14 protein-coding genes and 1 rRNA gene are annotated in these 15,558 nt (G+C 76.3%); 13 read left to right on the top strand and 2 right to left on the bottom strand.

Features of this window, described 5'->3' with window-relative positions; genetic code table 11:
- The first annotated feature begins 82 nt into the window (after nt 1-82).
- The 3 genes from rrf (at nt 83) to RND61_RS30900 (ending at nt 2,222) form a co-directional block, all read left to right on the top strand.
- Nucleotides 83-199: ribosomal RNA gene (gene rrf, locus RND61_RS30910) — 5S ribosomal RNA — on the top strand.
- Between the two features lie 287 nt (nt 200-486).
- Nucleotides 487-1,500, top strand: a complete 1,014-nt coding sequence (locus RND61_RS30905) for a hypothetical protein (RefSeq protein WP_315881481.1) — start codon at nt 487-489, stop codon at nt 1,498-1,500.
- Nucleotides 1,440-2,222, top strand: coding sequence for a tetratricopeptide repeat protein (locus tag RND61_RS30900; protein WP_315881480.1), 783 nt, complete (start codon nt 1,440-1,442; stop codon nt 2,220-2,222). Before RND61_RS30905 ends, RND61_RS30900 begins: the two co-directional genes overlap by 61 nt.
- A gap of 70 nt (nt 2,223-2,292) precedes the next feature.
- Here RND61_RS30900 and RND61_RS30895 read toward each other — a convergent pair whose 3' ends face one another.
- Nucleotides 2,293-3,582: a DUF1015 domain-containing protein gene (locus tag RND61_RS30895; RefSeq protein ID WP_315881476.1), complete on the bottom strand. Its 1,290-nt coding sequence runs from the start codon at nt 3,580-3,582 to the stop codon at nt 2,293-2,295.
- A gap of 77 nt (nt 3,583-3,659) precedes the next feature.
- Between RND61_RS30895 and RND61_RS30890 the strand changes: the two genes are divergently transcribed.
- The 10 genes from RND61_RS30890 (at nt 3,660) to RND61_RS30845 (ending at nt 13,914) form a co-directional block, all read left to right on the top strand.
- The gene (locus tag RND61_RS30890; protein WP_315881475.1) at nt 3,660-4,691 is read left to right on the top strand and encodes an HAD-IIA family hydrolase; all 1,032 of its coding nucleotides are present in this window, start codon (nt 3,660-3,662) and stop codon (nt 4,689-4,691) included.
- A gap of 136 nt (nt 4,692-4,827) precedes the next feature.
- Nucleotides 4,828-5,787 (top strand): FecCD family ABC transporter permease, encoded by a 960-nt coding sequence (locus RND61_RS30885; RefSeq protein WP_315881479.1) that lies wholly within the window; start codon nt 4,828-4,830, stop codon nt 5,785-5,787.
- Nucleotides 5,784-6,911: a FecCD family ABC transporter permease gene (locus tag RND61_RS30880; protein ID WP_391654511.1), complete on the top strand. Its 1,128-nt coding sequence runs from the start codon at nt 5,784-5,786 to the stop codon at nt 6,909-6,911. The genes RND61_RS30885 and RND61_RS30880 overlap by 4 nt, the downstream gene beginning before the upstream one ends.
- 35 nt (nt 6,912-6,946) lie before the next feature.
- Complete coding sequence (locus RND61_RS30875; RefSeq protein ID WP_315881474.1) at nt 6,947-7,765, top strand: ABC transporter ATP-binding protein; 819 nt, start codon at nt 6,947-6,949, stop codon at nt 7,763-7,765.
- Between the two features lie 127 nt (nt 7,766-7,892).
- A complete protein-coding gene (locus tag RND61_RS30870; protein ID WP_315881473.1) occupies nt 7,893-8,228 on the top strand; it encodes a hypothetical protein in 336 nt (111 codons plus the stop codon).
- Between the two features lie 7 nt (nt 8,229-8,235).
- Nucleotides 8,236-9,051: a TlyA family RNA methyltransferase gene (locus RND61_RS30865; protein ID WP_315881472.1), complete on the top strand. Its 816-nt coding sequence runs from the start codon at nt 8,236-8,238 to the stop codon at nt 9,049-9,051.
- Nucleotides 9,048-9,974 (top strand): NAD kinase, encoded by a 927-nt coding sequence (locus RND61_RS30860; RefSeq protein WP_315881471.1) that lies wholly within the window; start codon nt 9,048-9,050, stop codon nt 9,972-9,974. Before RND61_RS30865 ends, RND61_RS30860 begins: the two co-directional genes overlap by 4 nt.
- Before the next feature lie 112 nt (nt 9,975-10,086).
- Complete coding sequence (gene recN, locus RND61_RS30855) at nt 10,087-11,829, top strand: DNA repair protein RecN (protein WP_315881470.1); 1,743 nt, start codon at nt 10,087-10,089, stop codon at nt 11,827-11,829.
- 88 nt (nt 11,830-11,917) lie between these two features.
- Nucleotides 11,918-12,670: a hypothetical protein gene (locus tag RND61_RS30850; protein ID WP_315881469.1), complete on the top strand. Its 753-nt coding sequence runs from the start codon at nt 11,918-11,920 to the stop codon at nt 12,668-12,670.
- 110 nt (nt 12,671-12,780) lie between these two features.
- A complete protein-coding gene (locus RND61_RS30845) occupies nt 12,781-13,914 on the top strand; it encodes a glycosyltransferase family 4 protein (RefSeq protein ID WP_315881468.1) in 1,134 nt (377 codons plus the stop codon).
- Here RND61_RS30845 and RND61_RS30840 read toward each other — a convergent pair.
- Nucleotides 13,902-15,539, bottom strand: a complete 1,638-nt coding sequence (locus tag RND61_RS30840; protein WP_315881467.1) for a PucR family transcriptional regulator — start codon at nt 15,537-15,539, stop codon at nt 13,902-13,904. The genes RND61_RS30845 and RND61_RS30840 overlap by 13 nt on opposite strands.
- Nucleotides 15,540-15,558 lie beyond the last annotated feature (19 nt).

The raw sequence follows: 15,558 nt of genomic DNA, 5'->3' as shown, positions 1-15,558 counted from the left end.
GTTCCCGGGTTGCGAACAGTCGCACCGGCACACAAATTTGTTCAAGTGAATAGTGTGCTTGTTCGCTCGAACCCAATAGGGTTTCGGTGGTCATAGCGTTAGGGAAACGCCCGGTTACATTCCGAACCCGGAAGCTAAGCCTTTCAGCGCCGATGGTACTGCAGGGGGGACCCTGTGGGAGAGTAGGACGCCGCCGAACAATTTTTCAGGGCCCTTGGTCCCAGCGTACATGCTGGGACCAAGGGTCCTTTTTGTTGTCACTCGAATTTGCTCGGAGCGCGGTGGAACGCCCACTGCGCGAGAATGACTTGCGGTACCCGAAGACAGGAGCCACACCCATGTCCACCAACTCCTCCGACGACCGTCCGGAGCGTGAGCCTCGTCGTAGGGACGGTGGCGAGCAGGGCGGTTTCCGCGGACCCCGCCGTGACGACGACCGACGTGGCGGTGGCGGCTTCCGCCGTGACGACCGGCGCGACGATCGCCGTGACGACCGGCGCGATGACCGTGGTGGGTTCCGGCGCAGCGACGACCGTCCGCCGTTCCGGCGGGACGACCGGGACCGCGACCGCGGTGGTTTCCGCCGTGACGACCGGCGTGACGACCGCGACCGCGGCGGATACCGGGGCGGCGGCTTCCGGCGCGACGACGACCGGCGGGGCGGTGGCTACCGCTCCGATGACCGCCGTGACGACCGGGGAGGGTACCGCTCCGACGATCGGGGCGGCTCCCCGCGCGACGACCGCGCCCCGCGCCGTGACGACGACCGACGTGGCGGTGGCGGCTTCCGCCGTGACGACCGGCGGGACGACCGTGGTGGTTTCCCGCGGGACGACCGTGCCCCGCGTCGGGACGACCGGCGCGATGACCGGCGGGACGACCGTGGCGGTTTTCGCCGCGACGACCGGCGTGACGACCGGCGCGATGACCGTGGTGGGTTCCGGCGCAACGACGACCGTCCGCCGTTCCGGCGCGGGGGCGATCGGCCGGCCTTCCCGCGCGATGACCGCGCGCCCCGCCGTGACGACCGTGACCGCGGTGGCTTCCGGCGCGACGACCGCCGTGATGACCGGCGTGACGAGCGGGGTGGTTTCCCGCGGGACGACCGTGCCCCGCGTCGGGACGACCGGCGCGATGACCGGCGGGACGACCGTGGCGGTTTCCGCCGTGACGACCGGCGCGACGATCGCCGTGACGACCGGCGCGATGACCGTGGTGGGTTCCGGCGCAGCGACGACCGTCCGCCGTTCCGGCGTGACGACCGGGACCGCGACCGCGGACCGCGTCGGGACGACGACCGGCGGGGCGGGTTCCGCGGCGGCCGGGACGACCGGCGGGACGACCGCGGGCGCGGTGGGTTCCGCGGGCGGCCCGAGCGGCGGGACGACCGCAGGGACGACCGTCGTGACGACCGGCGGGACCGCGAGCCCATCAAGCGGCTGCCCATCCCCGACGACGTCACCGGTGACGAGATCGACAAGGACGTGCGGCAGGAGCTGATGAGCCTGCCCAAGACCCTCGCCGAGGACGTCGCCCGCAACCTGGTGATGGTCGCCAAGCTCATCGACGAGGACCCCGAGAAGGCGTACGCCTACTCGCGGATCGCGCTCCGGCTCGCCTCCCGCGTCGCCGCCGTCCGCGAGGCCGCCGGCTTCGCCGCGTACGCCACGCAGAAGTACGCCGAGGCCCTCGCCGAGTTCCGCGCCGCCCGGCGCATGACCGGCACCGTCGACCTGTGGCCCGTCATGGCCGACTGCGAGCGCGGCCTCGGCCGCCCCGAGCGGGCCCTCGCCATGGCCGGCGAGCCCGAGGTGCAGAAGCTGGACAAGGCCGGCCAGGTGGAGATGCGACTCGTCGCCGCCGGTGCTCGCCGCGACATGGGCCAGCTCGACGCCGCGATCGTCACCCTCCAGTCGCCCGAACTCGCGTCCAACTCCATCCAGCCGTGGACCGCGCGCCTGCGGTACGCGTACGCCGACGCGCTCCTGGCCGCCGGCCGGGAGGGCGAAGCGCGCGAATGGTTCGCCAAGGCCCTCGAGTCCGACAAGGAAGGCACCACCGACGCCTCCGACCGGCTCGCCGAACTCGACGGCGTCGAATTCGTCGACGCGATCGAGGAGACCGAGGAGAGCGAGGACCTCGAGGAGACCGAGGGGGCCGAGAACGACGACCGGTCCGACGACGACACCGACGACGTCGACGGTGACGGCACCGGGCGCTGAGCGCGAAACGGCATGGGGAAGGGCGGCACCCCGCGCGGGGTGCCGCCCTTCCTCCCTCTCCCCGTCGCCCTCAGTCCAGGGCCAGGCTGCGCAGGACCAGGCCCGTCGCCGGCTTCGGACCGAACGACGTCGATTTCCGGGGCATCGTCACGCCCTGGCGCGCCAGGTCCCGTACGACCTCCTCGCGCACCGGGTGCATCAGGACCGCCGTCGCCCCGTTCCGCTCCGCCTGCGTCACCGCCGCCCGCGCCTCGTGGAGGTACGCGATGTGCTCCGGGGAGTCCGGGACCCGCCACACGTGCTCCAGCAGCGTTGCGTGCAGCACCGTCGCGTCCAGCGTCCGCCACGCCTCCGGCCGGTCCCGGCGCACCGTACGCTCCAGCAGGTCCGGGTCCGGGCGGTCCACCAGGTGGAAGCGGCCGTCGCCCGCCAGCAGGAACGCGTTGCCGTCGCCCGCCGCCTCCGCCAGCGCGTCCAGGGCGGCCTCCAGCGGCACGTCCAGTGCCCGTACCCGGAACGCGCCCCGCGACGCCTCCAGTGCCGCCAGCGCGGCGGAGACCGGCAGGCGGTGCAGCAGCCGGTGGATCGCCCGCACCCGCAGCGGGTAGCGGGCCGTGTCGATGAGGAGCACCAGGCCGTAGTCCCACGGGCCCGGGCCCGACCGCTCCTCCCGCAGCCGCAGGTACGTCGCCCAGCGGTGGTGTCCGTCCGCGATCAGCGCCTGACGACCCGCCAGGTCCTCCGCGACCGCCGCGAGCTCCTCCGGGTCCGTCACCGCCCACAGGCGGTGGCCGAACCCGTCCTCCGTCGTCGTCGCCAGCAGCGGCGTACCCGCCGTCGCCCGCTCGATCACGGCCGTCGCGCCCGTCGCGCGGCCCTCGCCCCGGTACGTCAGCAGCAGCGGCTCCAGATGCGCGCCCGTCGTGCGCATCAGGTCCGCGCGCTCCTCCACCACGTGCGGCATCACGTCCTCGTGCGGCAGGACCACGCCCTCCGCCGGCGGCGACAGCTCCAGGGCGCCGATCAGGCCCCGCTGGAGCAGGTCGCCCTTGCGCTGCTCGTACACGTACAGGGCGGGCTCCGCGTCCGCGGCGAGTATGCCGTCCGCCAGCCAGTCCGCGAGGGTGTCCGCCGCCCGGCGGGGGCGGGCGTCGGGCGTCGGGGCCTGCGGCAGGATCAGCCGCACGATGTTGTGCGGGTCCGACGACTCCAGGTGGTGCAGCCCGTCCGGCCGCACGACCACGTCGTACGGCGGGGAGGTCACCGCGGCGAGGCTGCGGACCCGTTCGGGGACGTACCGCAGCCCGCGGAACGGTTTCAGGCGCAGGCCGTCGTTGGCCGCAGGACCTCTCGTGTTCATCCTTGCATCGTAGGTGGATATGCGGATGAGCGATGATCGGGGGACGGGAACCACCGAACGAGTGAGGAGCCAGGGCGATGGGGCAGCACGGACGGAGCGCGCCGGGCGGCAGCGCGACCGCGTTGAGCGCGGCGTACGACACGGCGCTGCTGGACCTGGACGGTGTCGTGTACGCGGGCGGCGAGGCCATTCCGCACGCCGTGGAGGCGCTGGGGGAGGCGCGGGCCGACGGGATGCACCTCGCGTACGTCACCAACAACGCGCTGCGCACCCCCGACGCCGTCGCCGCGCACCTCACCGAACTGGGCGTGCCCGCCGAGCCGGACGACGTGATCACGTCGGCGCAGGCGGTGGCGCGGCTCGTCGCCGACCAGCTCCCGCAAGGGGCGCGCGTCCTCGTCATCGGCGGCGAGGGGCTGCGGGTGGCGCTGCGCGAGCGGGGGCTCGTCCCCGTCGAGTCCGCCGACGACGACCCGGCGGCCGTCGTCCAGGGGTACGGCGGGCCCGAACTGCCGTGGGGGCGGTTCGCGGAGGCGTCGTACGCGATCGCGCGCGGCCTGCCCTGGTACGCGTCCAACACCGACCTCACCATCCCCGGCGCGCGCGGCATCGCGCCCGGCAACGGCGCGGCCGTGGAGGTCGTACGGATCGCGACGGGCGCCGAGCCGCAGGTCGCGGGCAAGCCGCTGCCGCCGATGCACCGCGAGACGATCCTGCGGACCGGGGCGCGGCGGCCCCTCGTCGTCGGGGACCGGCTCGACACCGACATCGAGGGCGCGTACAACGGCGGCGTCGACTCGCTGCTCGTCCTCACCGGTGTGACCGCCCCGGCGGAGCTGCTCGCGGCCCGGCCCGAGCACCGGCCGACGTACGTCGACGCCGACCTGCGGGGCCTGCTGACCGGGCAGCCCGAGGTGACCGGGGCCCCGGGGGACGGCTTTCGCTGCGGGGGGTGGACCGCGGTCGCCGACGGCGACGCGCTCGCCCTCGACGGGAGCGGCGAACCGATGGACGGGCTGCGGGCGCTGTGCGCGGCGGCCTGGAGCCGTGCCGGGGACGGGTCGTGCGGTCTGGAGGCGGGGAAGGCGCTGGCCAGGCTGGGTTGGTGAAACCCCCGCGATCATTGCGGCGAGGGTAGGCTAACCTAACCGCGTGTTGGTTGAGAGTTCTCCAGAACAGAGCGCGGAGCCCCAGGCCGCCGCGCAGCCCCGCGGGCGCCGGTCGGTGCGCGCCGCCGGGCTGTTGCTGTCCCTCGGCGTGCTGGTGCTCGTGTGTGTCGCGAGCATCGTCGTCGGCGCCAAACCGGTGCCGCTCGGCGATGTGTGGCACGGCCTGTTCCAGAACTCCGGGACCGGCAGCGACGTCCTCATCGCCGACGTCCGCGTCCCGCGCACGCTGCTCGGCCTCCTCGCCGGTGTCGCGCTCGGCCTGGCCGGGGCCGTCATGCAGGCGCTCACCCGCAACCCGCTCGCCGAGCCGGGCCTGATGGGCGTCAACGCGGGCGCGGCGGCCGCCGTGGTCACCGCGACCAGCCTCCTCGGCACGTCCTCCTTCATGGGGTACGTGTGGTTCGCGTTCGTGGGCGCCGCGGTCGTGTCGGTGCTCGTGTACGTGCTCGGCGGCGGGCGCAGCGCCACCCCCGTACGGCTCGCGCTGGCCGGCACCGCCGCGACCGCCGCGCTGTACGGGTACGTCAACGCCGTCCAACTGCTCGACTCGGCCGCCCTGGACCGGCTGCGGTTCTGGACCGTCGGGTCGCTGGCCGGCGCCGACGCGGACGTCGTCGGCGCGGTCGCGCCGTTCATCGCCGCCGGCGTCGTGCTGGCCGCGCTGGTCGCCCGGCCCCTCAACGCCATGGAGATGGGGGACGACACGGCCCGCGCGCTCGGCGCGAACCTCACCCGCACCCGGGTCCTGGCCATGCTCGCCGTGACCCTGCTGTGCGGCGGCGCGACCGCCGCGTGCGGGCCGATCGTCTTCGTCGGGCTGATGGTGCCGTACCTGGTCCGCGCCATCACCGGGCCCGACATGCGGTGGATCCTGCCGTACGCGGCGGTCCTCTCGCCCGTGCTGCTGATCGGCTCCGACATCGTCGGCCGGGTCGTGGCCCGCCCGTCCGAGCTCCAGGTCGGCATCGTCACGGCGCTGATCGGCGGGCCCGTCTTCATCCACCTCGTACGCCGCAAGAGGATGGCCCAGCTGTGACCGCGACCCCCGCACCCACCGCCCCCGCGCCCGGCACCCCCGCGCCCACGCCCGGCGTCCCCGCCCCCGGCGCCCCGGCCGCCCGCACCCGCACCGTCCGGGCCGTCCGGACGCGCGGCGGGCTGTCCGTCCGGGTCGAGCCGCGTACCGTGGCCGTCTGCCTGCTGCTGCTCGCGCTGGCCCTGGCCGCCGGGATCGTCCTCATCGGCAGCGGCGACTTCCCCATGACGCCCGGCGAGGTCCTCGCCACCCTCCTCGGCGACGGCACGGTCGCGCAGGAGTTCGTCGTCCTCGACCTGCGGCTGCCGCGCGTCCTCGTCGCGGCCCTCGTCGGCGCGGGCCTGGCGGTCGGCGGGGCGGTCTTCCAGACCATCACCCGCAACCCGCTCGGCAGCCCCGACATGCTCGGCGTCAACCAGGGCGCGATCGTCGGCGCGCTCAGCGTGATCGTGCTGTTCCACGGTGACGCCACCGCCGTCGCGGCCGGCGGTCTCGTCGGCGGCACGCTGACCGGTGCCGCCGTGTACGTCTTCGCGTGGAAGCGGGGCGTGCACGGCTTCCGGATCGTCCTCATCGGCATCGGCCTCGCCGCGATGCTCACCGCGGTCATCCACTACCTGATCACCAAGGCGAACCTGGTCGACGCGACCCGCGCCGTGGTGTGGATGACCGGCTCCCTGGAGGGCCGGGACTGGACGCAGTTCTGGCCGCTGCTCGCCGTCAGCGCGGTCCTGCTGCCGCTGGTCCTCGCGTACGGCCGGCCGCTGCGCATGCTGGAGATGGGCGACGACGCCGCGTACGCGCTGGGCGTGCGGGTGGAGCGGGTGCGGATCGTGCTGCTGGTCGCCGCGGTGCTGCTCGTCGCGTCCGCCACCGCCGCGGCCGGCCCCATCACGTTCGTCGCGCTCAGCGCGCCCCAGCTGACCCGCCGGCTGACCCGGTCGCCCGGCCCGAACCTGGGCGCGTCCGCCCTGATGGGCGCGGCGGTGCTGCTGGTCGCCGACTGGGCCGCCACCAACGTCTTCGGCGAGCGGCAGCTGCCCGTCGGCGTCGTCACCGGCATCGTCGGCGGCTGCTACCTGCTGTGGCTCCTGGTCACCGAGCGCCGGGCAGGCCGGATATGACCCCCACGAACGACCAGAACGCCAGGAGTACGTCCATGCAGTCCCAGCCCCCGCAGCAGCGCCTCGCCGCGGAGTCCGTCACCCTCGCCTACGAGCAGCGGACCATCGCCCGCGACCTGTCCGTGGCGATCCCCGACAACTCCTTCACGGTGATCGTCGGGCCGAACGCCTGCGGCAAGTCCACGCTGCTGCGCGCCCTCGCCCGGATGCTGAAGCCCACGCGGGGCCGGGTGCTGCTGGACGGGCAGGCCATCCACTCCATGCCCGCGAAGAAGGTCGCGCGGACGCTCGGGCTGCTGCCCCAGTCGTCGATCGCGCCGGACGGCATCACCGTCGCCGATCTCGTCGCCCGCGGCCGCTACCCGCACCAGGGGCTGCTGCGGCAGTGGTCGCCGCAGGACGAGCGGATCGTCCAGGAGTCGATGGACGCCACCGGCGTCGGCGAGCTGGGCGACCGGTACGTCGACGAGCTGTCGGGCGGGCAGCGCCAGCGCGTCTGGATCGCCATGGCGCTCGCCCAGCAGACCCCGCTGCTGCTGCTCGACGAGCCGACGACGTACCTCGACATCCAGCACCAGATCGACGTCCTCGACCTGTGCGCCGAGCTCCACGAGACGCAGGGCCGCACCCTCGTCGCCGTCCTGCACGACCTGAACCACGCCGCGCGGTACGCCACGCACCTCATCGCCGTACGCGGCGGGGAGATCGTCGCGCAGGGCCCGCCGTCGGAGATCGTCACCGCCGAACTCGTCGAGCGGGTCTTCGGCCTGCGCTGCCAGGTCATCGACGACCCCGAGACGGGCACCCCCCTGGTCGTGCCGGCGGCCCGGCAGGCGCGGGTGCCGCGGAAGTAGCCGCGGCGCGCCGAGGCCGAGGGCGCCAGGGCCGAGACCAGGTCGAGGCCGCTGAGGCCGAGGCCGAGGGCGGCACGGCACCGGTGCGGACCGGCGGCGGGCGGAGGCTTCGCGGTAGCGTCGGGGCATGGACGCCACGCCCCCCGGACAGCTCCGGCCCCCCGCCGCCCCGGACCCCGCCGACCCCCCGGCGCCGCCCCCGGCCGCGCCCGGCGCGGACGGCGGCGCGCCCGCCGGTGGTGACGGGGGAGGGGCCGGCGGGCCCCTGCCGCTCGGCGTCGCACGGACCGCCACCGGGTACGGCCCCGTGGACGCCGTGCTGGAACGGCTGGGTGACGCCGATCACCTCGCGGCGGACGGACACCTGGAGGTGTACGAGGATGTACACCGGGGGCTGCGCGACGCGCTGGCCGCGCTGGACGCAGACCCCCGCCCGGGACCCCCGAACGACCACAGGAGCTGAACCGAACGTGGCAGGAGTGGCACGCCGCCGTCTCGACGCCGAGCTTGTGCGCCGCAAGCTCGCCCGCTCGCGCGAACACGCGAGCCAGCTGATCGCGGCGGGGCGGGTGACGGTCGGCGGCGGCACCGCCACCAAGCCCGCCACCCAGGTCGAGACCGCCGCGGCCATCGTCGTCGCCCAGGACGACTCCGACCCCGACTACGTGTCGCGCGGCGGCCACAAGCTCGCCGGGGCGCTCGCCGCGTTCGTCCCGCGCGGGCTGGCGGTCGAGGGGCGGCGGGCGCTCGACGCCGGGGCGTCCACGGGCGGCTTCACCGACGTCCTGCTGCGCTCCGGCGCCGCCCACGTCGTCGCCGTCGACGTCGGCTACGGGCAACTGGCCTGGTCGCTGCAGAGCGACGAGCGCGTCACCGTCAAGGACCGGACCAACGTACGCGAGTTGACGCTCGACGCGATCGGCGGGGAGCCGGTGGACCTGGTCGTCGGAGACCTGTCGTTCATCCCGCTGGGCCTCGTGCTGCCCGCGCTCGTCGGCGTGACCGGGCCCGGCGCCGACCTCGTGCTGATGGTCAAGCCGCAGTTCGAGGTGGGCAAGGAGCGGCTCGGCAGCGGCGGTGTCGTCCGCAGCCCCGAACTGCGCGCCGAGGCCGTACGGAACGTGGCGCGGCAGGCCGCCGGGCTCGGCCTCGGGGTGCTGGGCGTCACCGCGAGCCCTCTGCCGGGCCCGTCCGGGAACGTCGAGTACTTCCTGTGGCTGCGGGCCGGAGCGCCCGCGCTCGACCCGGCCGACGTCGACCGCGCCGTGGCGGAGGGGCCCCGGTGACCCCGCGGCCGGCCGCCGCGCCGGACCCGGCGCCGCGGACCGTCTTCCTCCTCGCGCACACCGGGCGGCCCGCCGCCGTGCGCAGCGCGGAACTCGTCGTCCTCGGCCTGCTGCGCTGCGGCATCGGCGTGCGGGTCCTGGCCGCCGAGGCCGCCGACCTGCCGCTGCCGCCGTCCGTGGAGACCGTCCCGGAGGCCACGCCCGACGTCCTCGACGGCTGCGAACTGCTGATCGTCCTCGGCGGCGACGGGACGCTGCTGCGCGGCGCCGAGTTCGCCCGCGCGTCCGGCGTGCCGATGCTCGGCGTCAACCTGGGGCGGGTCGGGTTCCTCGCGGAGGCCGAGCGGGACGACCTCGACAAGGTCGTCGACCGGGTCGTCACCCGCGCGTACGAGGTCGAGGAGCGCATGACCCTCGACGTCGTCGTCTACGACAACGGCGACGTCCTGCACACCAACTGGGCGCTGAACGAGGCCGCCGTGCAGAAGGTCGCGCCCGAGCGGATGCTGGAGGTCGTCCTCGCCATCGACGGGCGTCCGGTGACCGGCTTCGGCTGTGACGGAGTGATCTGCGCGACACCGACCGGGTCCACGGCGTACGCCTTCTCCGCGGGCGGGCCGGTGATCTGGCCGGAGGTGGAGGCGCTGCTGATGGTGCCGATCGGCGCGCACGCCCTGTTCGCGAAGCCGCTGGTCACGACGCCCGACTCGGTGCTGGCCGTGGAGGTCGAGCCGCACACCCCGGACGGGGTGCTGTGGTGCGACGGGCGGCGCACCGTCACCCTGCCCGCCGGGGCGCGGGTGGAGGTGCGGCGCGGGTCGGTGCCGGTACGGCTGGCGCGGCTGCACCACGCGTCGTTCTCGGACCGGCTCGTCGCCAAGTTCGCCCTGCCCGTGTCGGGGTGGCGGGGGGCGCCGCACTAGGGGATGCGGCGGGCGCGGACGCGCCACTCCCGCGGGTGATTGCGGGGGCGTCCCGCCCGGCCGTTCCGGCGTGGGGGACGGGGCTCGTCGCATCGGGGCCGCCGGACCTCGTATGGTCTTCCACGTGTTGGAGGAGATGCGGATACGGTCGCTCGGAGTCATCGACGACGCGGTGGTCGAGCTGTCGCCCGGGTTCACCGCGGTGACCGGTGAGACGGGCGCGGGCAAGACCATGGTGGTGACCAGCCTGGGGCTGCTGCTCGGCGGGCGCGCCGACCCGGCCCTGGTGCGGATCGGGGCCGCGTCCGCCGTCGTGGAGGGGCGCGTCGGCGTCGCCCCCGACTCCGCGGTGGCCCGCCGCGCCGAGGAGGCGGGCGCCCAGCTCGACGACGGCGCGCTGCTCATCAGCCGCACCATCTCGGCCGAGGGCCGCTCGCGGGCGCACCTCGGCGGGCGCACCGTCCCCGTGGGGCTGCTCGCCGAGTTGGCCGACGACCTCGTCGCCGTCCACGGCCAGACCGACCAGCAGGGCCTGCTCAAGCCCGCCCGGCAGCGCGCCGCGCTCGACCGGTACGCGGGCGACGCCGTCGCCGTGCCGCTCGCCGCGTACGCGAAGGCGTACCGGCGGTTGCGGGCGCTCGACGCGGAGCTGGACGAGCTGACCACGCGCGCGCGGGAGCGGGCGCAGGAGGCGGACCTGCTGCGGTTCGGGCTGGCGGAGATCGAGGCGGTCGCGCCGCGCGCCGGCGAGGACGTGGAGCTGGCCGCCGAGGCGGAGCGGCTCGGCCACGCCGAGGCCCTCGCCTCCGCCGCCGCGCTCGCCCACGGTGCGCTCGCCGGGGACCCGGAGGACCCGGAGACGGTCGACGCGACGACGCTCGTCGCCGGCGCGGGGCGCGCCCTGGAGGCCGTACGGTCCCACGACCCGGCCCTGGCCGCGCTCGCCGACCGGATCGGGGAGATCTCGATCCTCCTCGCCGACGTGGCCGGCGAACTCGCCGGGTACGCCGACGACCTGGACGCCGACCCGCGGCGGCTGGCCGCCGTCGAGGAGCGGCGCGCCGCGCTGACCGGGCTGACCCGCAAGTACGGCGAGGACGCCGCCGCCGTCCTCGCCTGGGCGGAGGAGGGCGCCGCCCGGCTCACCGAACTCGACGGCGACGACGACCGGATCGCGGAGCTGACCGCCGAGCGGGACGCCCTGCGCGCCGAACTGTCCCACCTGGCCCAGGCCCTCACCGACGCCCGGACGGAGGCCGCCGCGCGCTTCGCGGACGCGGTCACCGCCGAGCTGGCGTCGCTGGCGATGCCGCACGCCCGCGTGTCGTTCGACATCCGGCAGAGCGAGGACCCGGACGGCGTCGAGGTCGGCGGGCGGCGCGTCGCCTACGGGCCGTCCGGCGCCGACGAGGTGGAGCTGCTGCTCGCACCGCACCCGGGCGCCCCGCCGCGGCCCATCGCGAAGGGCGCGTCCGGCGGCGAGCTGTCCCGGGTGATGCTCGCCGTGGAGGTCGTCTTCGCCGGGACGGACCCGGTGCCGACGTACCTGTTCGACGAGGTCGACGCCGGGGTCGGCGGCAAGGCGGCCGTCGAGATCGGCCGGCGCCTCGCCAAGCTCGCCAGGACGGCGCAGGTGGTCGTCGTGACGCACCTGCCGCAGGTCGCGGCCTTCGCCGACCGGCAACTGCTGGTGGAGAAGACCAGCGACGGCTCCGTCACCCGGTCCGGCGTCACCGTCCTGGAGGGCGAGGACCGGGTGCGGGAGCTGTCGCGGATGCTCGCCGGGCAGGAGGACTCCGAGACGGCCCGGGCCCATGCCGAGGAGCTGCTGGCCACCGCGCGCGCCGACCTGTGACCCGGGGCCGTACGGCTTCCGACCCGTGACCCGGGGCCCCGTGCGGCTTCGGGCGCCGGGTGCGGGCGGCCCCGGTAAGGTGACGATCATGATCGACCACCTTGCGAGGGCCGCCGCCGTCTGCGGTACGGCCGCCGCGGCGACCCGTGCCGTACGCGCCGGGCTGGCGCGCCGCCGCAGGCCGGCCTGGGAGCGCGCCAACCACGCGGGCCGCACCGTCGACCTGTACGCGGCCCCCGCCGTCACCGCCGGGACCGCCCTCGCCTCCCTGGGCGCCGCCGCGCCCCGGGAGCGGGGTGCCGCCGTGCTGGCCACCCTGGCCGGGGCGGCCTGCGGGGCGTACGACGACGTGCGCGGTGACCACCGGCGCGGCTTCCGTGCCCACCTGGGTGCCCTCCGGCGCGGCGAGGTCACCAGCGGGGCCGTCAAGCTGTTCGGGATCGGCGCCGCCGGGCTCGCGGCGGGCGCGCTGCTCAAGGAACGGCCGCTGGACCGGCTGCTCGCCGGCGTGGTCGTCGCGGGCGCCGCCCACTTCGTCAACCTCGTCGACGTACGGCCCGGGCGCGCCGCGCTGGCCGTCCTGGCCCTCGGGGCGCCCGGCGTGGTGCGGGGCGGGCCGCTCGCCGCCGCGCCGATGGGCGCCGCCGCGGCGGTCCTCGGCGACGACCTGGGGGAGCGCACGATGCTCGGCGACACCGGGGCGCACGCCCTGGGCGCCGCCCTCGGCGTGGCCGTCGTCACCGGGAACGGGCGGCTCGGGCTCGCCCTGCACGCCGCCGCGTTCACCGCCGCCGCCGTCAACGGAGAGCGCGTCAGCCGACGCGCGGGTTCACCCGTGTGAGTGGTCCCGGCGGCGGTTCCGCGCCGCCGGGCGCCGGAAAGTGGCGGGACGCGGCGGGCCACGCCCGGGAGCGGTGCCGGAACGCGCGTACGGACTGGCATCCTTGGCGGGTGACACAGCTGCGTACGGTCCAGGTGCTGGGCGGCGGCGGCACGGGCAGCGGCGCTCATGTCAGGTCACTGGCCGCCGGGCTCGTGGCGAGGGGCGTGCGGGTGACCGTGTGCGCCCCCGCCGAGTTGGACCGGTCCTACGACTTCCTGGGCGCCGGGGCACGCTTCGTACCCGTGCCGTCCCGCGGCGACCCGCTGGCCGTGGGCGCGCTGCGGGCCGTGTGCACGGGCGCCGACGTCGTCCACGCGCACGGGGTGAACGCCGCGGTCCGGTCCGCGATGGCCCTCGCCGCGCAGCCGGTGCCGCTCGTCGTCACCTGGCACTCCCGGCCGCACGCGGCGGGAGCGCGCGGACAACTGCGGCGGCTGATGGAACGGAAGGCCGCACGCGCGGCGGCCGTCGTCCTCGCCACGTCGTCGGAGCTGGTCGACCGGGCGCGCCGGCGGGGCGCCCGCGACGCCCGTCTGGGGCCCGTCGCCCTGCCGCCGCCGCGCGGCCTCGCGGACCCGCCCGGCGAGAAGGTCCGGTCCGAACTCGGCGCGGTCGGCAGGCCGCTGGTGGTGACGGCCGGGCCGCTGGAGCCGCACCGGGGGCACGGCACGCTGCTGGACGCGTCCCGGCGGTGGCTCGGCCACGACCCGGTGCCGCTGGTCGCCGTCGCCGGCGAGGGCCCCCGGCGGGCCGCGCTCCAGCGGCGCGTCGACACCGGGGGGCTGCCGGTGCGGCTGCTCGGGCGGCGCGACGACGTGACCGCGCTGCTGGCCGCGGCGGACGTGGCGGTGCTGGCCGGCCGCTGGGAGGCGCGGGCGCCGCTCGCCCAGGAGGCGCTGCGGCTGGGCGTGCCGCTGGTCGCCACGGCCGTGGGCGGGGTGCCGGAACTGGTCGGCGACGCGGCGGAACTCGTCCCGTACGGGGACTCCGTACGGCTCGCGGCGGCCGTGTCCCGGCTCCTGGCGGACCCGGCCCGGCACGCGGAGCTCGCGGCGGCCGGGCCGCGGCAGGCCGCCACGTGGCCGACGGAGGAGGAGACCATCGCCCAGGTGCTGAGCGTGTACGACGAGCTGTGCCCGCGCGGCGGGCACGGTCCGGGACCCCGGCGCCCCGCCGCGGCCCCGCCCGGTCAGGGCGCGTAGCGGCGGGCCCGCAGGGCCAGGGAGAGGGCCAGGACCGTCTGGGGGTCGTCCAGGTCCGTGCCGAGGAGCTCGGCGATGCGGGCCAGCCGGTTGTACAGCGTCTGACGGTTCAGGTGCAGCTCGCGCGCCGTCTCCGCCTTGCGGCCCGCGTGCGCCAGGTACGTCTCCAGCGTCGGCAGCAGCGGCCCGCGCGACGCCGCGTCGTGGTCCCGCAGCGGGCCGATCGCCCGGTCCACGAACGCCGCCAGAGCCGTCCTGTCGTGCCGGTGCAGCCGCCACAGCAGCAGGTCGATGTCGAGGCGCCGCGCGTCGTGCCAGGGCCGCTCGGGCAGCCCCCGCGCGGCCGCGGCCGTCTCCGCGGCGTGCCGCAGCCCCGCCGACGCCGCCGCCCAGCCACCCGCGACGCCCACCACGACGACCGGCGGACGGCCCCCCGGCCGGTCCAGTCCCGCCCGCTCGGCACCGGTCCGCAGCGCGGCCGCCACCCGGTCCGCGACGGCGGCGCGCTCCGACTCCGCACGCAGCCCCAGCAGCACCGGCACCCGGCCCTCCACCGGGCGGACCCCCACCAGCACCGGCACGCCCACCCGCGACAGCTCCTCGGTGACCGTCCGCGCCAGCAGCGCCCACCCGCCGGCGGGGGAGTGCTCGGCCGCCGGCCGCATCACCACCGGCAGCAGCGGCCCGCCGCCCGGCCTGAAGCCGAGGACCCGGGCCTGCGCGGGCGCGTCCTCCGCCGCGATCCGGCCCTCCGCCAGGTCCGTCAGGAAGTCACCGCGCCCGCGCGCCGCCAGCTCCTCCTCCTGGCGCGCCTGCATCAGGACGACCGCGAGGACGCCCGCCACCCGCTCCACCGCCATCCGGTGGACCGGCAGCAGCCGCCCCGACACCGCCGGCAGCACCAGCCGCGCCCGCACCCCGCCGGGCCCCGCGCCGCCCTCCGGCCCCCCGCCCGCCACGTCGACGAGCACCGAACCGGCGGGCGGTGCGCCGCCGCGCTGGCCGCGCAGCCCCTCCCACACCTGCAGCGGGTCGGCGCAGGGCGTGCCGGAGCCGCTGTCCGCCGCGTACAGGAGCTGCCCGTCGGCGGTCTCCAGGAACACCGGGTTGTCCGCGAACCCGGCCAGGACGCGCAGCACGCGCGGCACCCCGCCGCCGTCCAGCAGCGCCTCCGTGCACCGCCGGTGCACCTCCTCGGCCTGCCGCAGCAGCGCGTAGTGCCCGTTGACGATCTCGGTGTGGACCTCCTCGGTGACCGAGACGAACGGCACCTCCCGGTGCAGCTGGACCAGCGGCAGCCCGACCGCCCGCGCGGTGTCCACCAGCGCTCCGGGCAGCCGCGCGAACCGCTGGCCCAGCTCCACGACCAGGGCGGCGATCCCGCGCTCCGCGAGCCGCCGCACGAACGCCCGCTGCTCCGCCGGGCGCGCGCCGACGCCCAGCCCCGTGGTGAGCAGCAGCTCGCCGCCCTTCAGCAGCGACGCGATGTTCGGCACCTCGCCGGCGTGCACCCAGCGCACCGTGCGGTGCAGCCGGTCGGCGCCCGCCACCACCTCGGGGAGCCCGCCGCGCAGCGCCGGCAGCTCCAGGGCCCGCCGTACGGTGATGCCGCCCTCTTCGTCCATGGGGCGGGACGCTACCCGC

Source organism: Streptomyces tamarix, assembly GCF_032423885.1.
GTDB lineage: Bacteria > Actinomycetota > Actinomycetes > Streptomycetales > Streptomycetaceae > Streptomyces > Streptomyces tamarix.
Note: the sequence above shows the minus strand (reverse complement) of the source record. Positions and strands in the feature narration are given on the sequence as shown.

What these genes read in the sequence shown, in the direction of transcription:
- RND61_RS30895 (WP_315881476.1), bottom strand. Translation starts at nt 3,582, where the DNA reads ATGAACACGAGAGGTCCTGCGGCCAACGACGGCCTGCGCCTGAAACCG.
- RND61_RS30890 (WP_315881475.1), top strand. Translation starts at nt 3,660, where the DNA reads ATGGGGCAGCACGGACGGAGCGCGCCGGGCGGCAGCGCGACCGCGTTG.
- RND61_RS30875 (WP_315881474.1), top strand. Translation starts at nt 6,947, where the DNA reads ATGCAGTCCCAGCCCCCGCAGCAGCGCCTCGCCGCGGAGTCCGTCACC.
- RND61_RS30870 (WP_315881473.1), top strand. Translation starts at nt 7,893, where the DNA reads ATGGACGCCACGCCCCCCGGACAGCTCCGGCCCCCCGCCGCCCCGGAC.
- recN (WP_315881470.1), top strand. Translation starts at nt 10,087, where the DNA reads ATGGTCTTCCACGTGTTGGAGGAGATGCGGATACGGTCGCTCGGAGTC.
- RND61_RS30850 (WP_315881469.1), top strand. Translation starts at nt 11,918, where the DNA reads ATGATCGACCACCTTGCGAGGGCCGCCGCCGTCTGCGGTACGGCCGCC.
- RND61_RS30840 (WP_315881467.1), bottom strand. Translation starts at nt 15,539, where the DNA reads ATGGACGAAGAGGGCGGCATCACCGTACGGCGGGCCCTGGAGCTGCCG.